Source organism: Halalkalibacterium halodurans (assembly GCF_004376175.1).
Taxonomy (GTDB): Bacteria; Bacillota; Bacilli; order Bacillales; family Bacillaceae_D; genus Halalkalibacterium; species Halalkalibacterium halodurans.
Map to the genome: position 1 here is coordinate 90108 of NZ_SNUY01000009.1, position 5706 is coordinate 95813.

General features: G+C 38.6%; 4 protein-coding genes and 2 pseudogenes. 1 reads left to right on the forward strand and 5 read right to left on the reverse strand.

The genetic code is table 11. The annotated features are described in order from the left end of the window. Nucleotides 1-219 precede the first annotated feature (219 nt). The 5 genes and pseudogenes from E2L07_RS21150 to E2L07_RS04920 all read right to left on the reverse strand — a co-directional run. Nucleotides 220-414, reverse strand: a pseudogene (locus E2L07_RS21150) (IS4 family transposase); the annotation flags it as partial. Between the two features lie 158 nt (nt 415-572). Next, complete coding sequence (locus E2L07_RS04905; protein WP_134228979.1) at nt 573-773, reverse strand: hypothetical protein; 201 nt, start codon at nt 771-773, stop codon at nt 573-575. Continuing rightward, nucleotides 770-1525, reverse strand: a complete 756-nt coding sequence (istB, locus tag E2L07_RS04910) for an IS21-like element helper ATPase IstB (protein ID WP_134228980.1) — start codon at nt 1523-1525, stop codon at nt 770-772. Before istB ends, E2L07_RS04905 begins: the two co-directional genes overlap by 4 nt. Next, complete coding sequence (gene istA, locus E2L07_RS04915; protein WP_134228981.1) at nt 1522-3069, reverse strand: IS21 family transposase; 1548 nt, start codon at nt 3067-3069, stop codon at nt 1522-1524. Before istA ends, istB begins: the two co-directional genes overlap by 4 nt. Before the next feature lie 170 nt (nt 3070-3239). Continuing rightward, nucleotides 3240-4415: pseudogene (locus tag E2L07_RS04920) on the reverse strand (IS4 family transposase); the annotation flags it as partial. 149 nt (nt 4416-4564) lie between these two features. Between E2L07_RS04920 and E2L07_RS04925 the strand changes: the two are divergent. Next, nucleotides 4565-5676, forward strand: a protein-coding gene (locus tag E2L07_RS04925) for an IS3-like element IS655 family transposase (RefSeq protein WP_134228893.1) whose coding sequence is annotated in 2 segments (ribosomal slippage) — nt 4565-4814 and nt 4814-5676 — 1113 coding nt in all. Because the reading frame shifts where the segments join, the coding sequence is not laid out codon by codon here. Nucleotides 5677-5706 lie beyond the last annotated feature (30 nt).

The following is a 5706-nucleotide window of genomic DNA, read 5'->3' on the forward strand; positions in this document are numbered from 1 at the left end:
TTTCATCCTCCCACCATTAGTTGATTAGACACCAATAACGGTAGGGTATTTTGAGAGGGCTGGCAAGCCTTTTCTATTTGTGCAACCTTCTAACATTTTGGTTGCAATACTCTTAACTTTTATTTTGCACTAAACACATACGAAAGAACAGTAGCAATCGATCAAATTTTCCCTTATGGTAATACATCGATTTCATCAAGGATCTTGATTATTATAAACTCAAACTTCGCAGACTGAGATCGATAAATAAGCCTTGATATGGTTAGGCAGACCATCAATCCATTGCTGAAGTTGACTTTGGATTAATTTTTGAATCATTTTATTTGACTTTGTTAGGGTATCTTCAAGAAGCTCGATTAATTGCTGTAATGCGACAGCCCAATCAAGTTCGTTTACTTCATCGCAAAGTTCATTGAGTATTGCGGATAGATTGAGCCAGCAGTGCGGAGTTTTAAGCCACTGTTTGCGGACATCTGAGCCAGTAAGTGCGGGGGACAGAGCCACTGTAATCAAAGTACAAAATAATTAAGAGCCATTAGAACAGAATTCGTTCCAATGGCTGTTTGTTTATATTATCTAAATCTTTTATCTCCTAGTTGTTTATCAATAATCTCAATTGCCCAACGAACGAGTTCATCCTGATCTAAATTCTCTTCCTCATTCCATATGCAAGGGGGTAATAGTCTTTCTTCTATTGCTAGCCTCACTTCATCGGGTAAATACATATGCAAAAAATACCTAGCTATACGATTTTCAACTTCTGATGGAATCATTTTGATACCCTCAATCCATGACGTTCCCTCATCGAAACTTCACCATCAACTAAAATCTTATATGAATCGTGAACGATTCGGTCCAGGATCGCATCTGCTATTTGTGCTTGTCCTAGTTTTGAATGCCAGCCTTCTGGAGAAAATTGAGAACAGAAAATAGTCGATGCTTTCTTTAACCTTGCTTCTATAATTTCCAACACGTGAAGTACATTTTCCTCTGAGAGTTCTGTTAATAACCATTCATCTAGTATTAATAAATCAATCTTTTTGTATTTCTGAATTAGCTTACGAAAACTGCCATCTGCTTCATATTTCGCAATGGCTAATTCATCAAGTAACTCTGGTAATCTAATATATTTCACTTTGTAAAATTGGCGACATGCATGAACGCCAAAGGCATTTGATATCCATGTTTTCCCGTTCCCTGACGCTCCCATTAAAATAATGTTATGGTGATTTTGAATGTAATTTCCTGTTGCTAACTCTAGTATTAGATTTTTGTCTAGATTACGATCTGGGTGATATTCGATATCTTCAATAGCTGCCGTTGGGTCGCTGAAGGTCGCCTGTTTAATTAAGCGATCAAGTCTATTTGATTTACGTCTATCATACTCATAATCTACTAAGAGGTTGAATCTATCATCAAAATCCATGCTTTTATAATCTCTATTCTGACTTTGTTGCTGATATATTTCTGCCATTGCGCCCATTTTCATTTCTATTAATTTACGTAATGTTTCTTGGTTCATCATTTATTATTCCTCCCGAAGTATTGAGCTCCACGGACAAATCCATAGTCATCAGAAGTCGTGTGATGCCTATTAATATCCGGGTTTTGACTTTGTTTTTTCTTCTTATTTCTCTCCAGTACGCTTTTTAAAACAGAAATCGTTGGGTTGGTTGATATTTCAAGTAACGTTTCTGTTGCTTTTTCTATTTCTTTATTTGAGTATTTCGTAGCTATATTTCTCAGTGTGCTAAGGATATTTAATGCTTTTTTCTCCACATTCGTATCCAAGATATAAGAAACAAATTGAGTCATAGATGGTCCAATTGCTTCTGCCCACTTCCGATTATTTTCAGGGTTATGTTCTAAATATAATCGGTGATTATCAGGCATATGGTCTGTGTTCGTAGAAAACTGGCCAAATTCACCATATAATCGTTTATGGGATGCAATACGGACTTCTTTGAAGTAAACTTCAATTAAATCCGTGGTAAGTCGTATATCGACATTCTCTCGGACATAATCATATGGAACGGAATAATACATTCGTTCAACTTGGATGTGGTAGTTCAGTTGAACTTTTGCTGTTTTCCATTCCGCAAGTTTATAGCGCGTTTGAGGAAGCTGTTGAAGGTAAGATTTCTCTTCTTCCTCAAACACCTTTTTACGTGAACCTGGTCGCTTTTGAAAATCAATGGTGTTGATTTCTTCTAGCCTTTCAAAGATTTGCTTATTTAAATCTTCGATATGAAAACAATGGTAGTTTCTTAGCGGAGCGATAATCTGACGAGAAATATATCCAACAGTCCCTTCGACGCTTGCTTTATCTTTTGGTCTACGCACGCGGCTTGGAACAATGACTGTACGATAATAATCTGCTAGTTCACGATAAGCTTCATTAAGAAGGGGCTCTTCTCGATGTGCTTTCGTAACACCTGTTTTCAAATTATCGGGAACCAATGTTTCAGGAACTCCCCCAAAATACTCTAATGCATGGATATGAGCGATAAGCCAATTAGCTAATTTCATATCTAGAAATGCTTCAACATAGCTGAATTGACTATAAGGTAAGGTCGCAATAAAAACATACGCTGGAATTGTTTCTCCTGTTGAACGATCAATAATCTGCAACGTAGTCCCAGCCCAATCTACTTCCATGACTTCACCTGGTTTTCTTCGAATAGGCATAGTTAACTTATACTTCTTCGCATATTTCCCATAGTTTTCACAAAAAGTACGATACGCATAGGGGATCTTTCCACCCTCACGTGCTTCTGTCGCATACTCGTGATGCAATAAAGTCAAGGTGACATTCTTTTTTTGTAGCTCCTTATGCACTTTTTCCCAATCAACCGGGAAGTAACCTTTCTCAACAGCTTGTTTCTCTGGAAAGAGAAACTCTTCTAGCCATTGATTGGTCATTGTATCGTTCAAGCTGTCCACACCAAGTTTCTTGGCACGTTGAACGACATCTGAAACTGTATTCCTTGAATGACCAGTGCTAGAACTAATGGTTCTTTGACTGACTCCTTCAGAATACAGTTCCAGAATCTTTCGGCAATTAACCATAAAAAAGCCTCCTGTATAATAGTGTCATGCTTGCTCGCATGCAACATAATTATACAAGAGGCTTTTCTTGATCTATTAATAGTGGCTCTCCACTCTGCAAAGGGTGGCTCTTTACTCCGCATTGACTGGCTCAAAACTCCGCATCAGTGGCTCAATTCAACCGCAATAATCAGTTCATAGAAGAGTCCACCTATTGTACGTTGATCTGTGTTACAACGATTTTGCCAGGACAAGACAATATACCGTGAAAACACCATCGTTGTATGACTGACAAGTAGATCATAGGACATTCCTTGAAATTCTTTTTGAAGCTTTAATAGCGATTTAGTCGTCTTAAAGAAGACCTCGATATCCCAACGCATTCCGTAAATACGTACGATTTCTTGTTCAGACAGCGTACAATCGGTACTGAGAATGGCCAGCCATTCGCTCTTTTTATTACGGTTTTGTACAAATACTACTTTCACTGGAATGCCATTTGCCATCGTTGTATGAATGGATCGCAAAATGCCTTTCTGTTTTGAGACAGGTGTGGCAACCCTGTACAATTCTTTCAAAGATAGCTTTTGATTGTTCACCAAATAGCGTTGATTGGTTGCCTTGACCATTCCAATGACATCAAGACCGATGTCAACGATGGATTTGATGAGGGGCTGCTGAGTAAACCATGTATCCATTAACACATAGTTTGCTGAAATACCTGCATCCAGTGCTCTCTTAACCATGCTTGGAATGATGGAAGGAGCTGATTCTAACGCTTCTATTCGCCGTTTATATCCAGAACTGCGTTTATCAATGTTCTCGGATATTCCGTTAATTTGGGCGTTTTTTGAGCTTAACAAAGTAAAGTCTAAGGGCATAAAGGTAAACCCATCAGACCAACCAAGCGTAAGCATACGAAACCCTTTATAGAAACGCTTCTTCAATGAAGAATGGTCCATACAACGAGCAAGAAGCTCAACCTTTTTACTACGGTTGCGATCAAACATAGAATCGTCGATAATCAATGCTTTTGGACGTTTTTCATCTGTAAGCCCATCGACTTTTTGAACCGCATGAGCACTTAAAAACGTTAGAAAACGGCGCCAAGCAAACTTAGAATGATTCATAAAGCGATAAACGGCGTCCTTAGCTGGATAACTGTCACCCTTCTTTAATTTTAATAGGGTATACCAACTCTTATGATGAAAGATTAAGCAGAAAATTAGTTGAAACAAATAGGAAGCTGTGAAGCCAAACTTCTTTGTTATTCTAGCTTTTCTAAGATGCTTAAAAATTTCTAATTCGCTAAATACGGATTTTAATTCTTTTGATAGTTGATTGTTTTGGTTATTTTGCTCTATCATATAGGAGACACCTCTTCTGTGTGGTAGTGATTTCTAGACAATCTCACTATACCAAGAATGAGGTGTTTTTTGAATAGGTTACACTTAGTTGGACAGTTTCGTTAAGGTCATATACACTTGATTCAAATAAACTCTGAGGAGAATCAAACATGACCAAGCGTCCGAGAAGAAGCTATACAAAAGAATTTAAGGATCAAATCGTTCAACTTCATGTTTCTGGCAAGCCCCGTGCAGAAATTATCAAAGAATACGAGCTGACGCCTTCTGCCTTTGATAAGTGGGTTCGGCAGCACCAGAACAGTGGATCCTTTGAAGAAAAAGACAACCGTACACCCGAACAGGAAGAGTTGATTCGGCTGCGGAAAGAGAATCAAAAGCTTGCCATGGAGAATGATATTTTAAAGCAAGCCGCGCTGATCATGGGACGAAAGTAGATGTGATTCGGAACAACCGCCACAAATACTCGGTATCAGCAATGTGCGATGTCCTGCAAATGGCCCGAAGTACGTACTATTATGAAGCAAAAATTCGAGACGACCAGGATGAAGAGTTGTCGGAACTGATCGTTGATATTTTTAAGAACAGCCGTGATAACTACGGCCAAAGAAAGATTAAAATTGAGCTAAGAAAGAAAGGCTGGACTGTATCAAGACGCCGTATTGGGCGGATTATGAAGGAGCAGGGCCTGGTTTCCAAATATACAGTAGCTCAGTTTAAACCAGCAAAAACAAGCTGTAATGAATCAGAAATTGGGAATACACTAAACCGGGAGTTTAATCAGGAGCAAGAACTGAAAGTCGTTGTCAGTGATCTAACCTACGTACGTGTTCAACAGAAATGGCATTATATTTGTGTATTAGTAGATTTATATAATCGTGAAATTATTGGCTACAGCGCAGGTCCTCATAAAAGTGCTGAGTTAGTTCAACGTGCCTTTGCATCGGTTAAATACAATCTTCAGCGCCTCGAATTATTCCACACGGACAGAGGAAGTGAGTTTAAGAACAAACTTATCGATCAGGCATTAGAAACCTTTGGCATTGAGCGTTCATTGAGTGAGAAAGGAACGCCCTATGATAACGCCGTCGCAGAAGCCACATTTAAGACGATCAAAACAGAGTTCGTTCGTGGTGCGGTTTTTTCTAGCCAACAGGAACTTGACCTTGAACTTTTTGACTACGTTCACTGGTTCAATACTATTCGAATTCATGGATCATTAGATTACTTAACACCGACTGAATACAAGTTAATGAACCTTTAAATAATTGTCCGATTTAGTGTTGACATTCCA

Coding starts and splice junctions, on each gene's coding strand:
- E2L07_RS04905 (WP_134228979.1), bottom strand. CDS start 773: ATGATTCCATCAGAAGTTGAAAATCGTATAGCTAGGTATTTTTTGCAT.
- istB (WP_134228980.1), bottom strand. CDS start 1,525: ATGATGAACCAAGAAACATTACGTAAATTAATAGAAATGAAAATGGGC.
- istA (WP_134228981.1), bottom strand. CDS start 3,069: ATGGTTAATTGCCGAAAGATTCTGGAACTGTATTCTGAAGGAGTCAGT.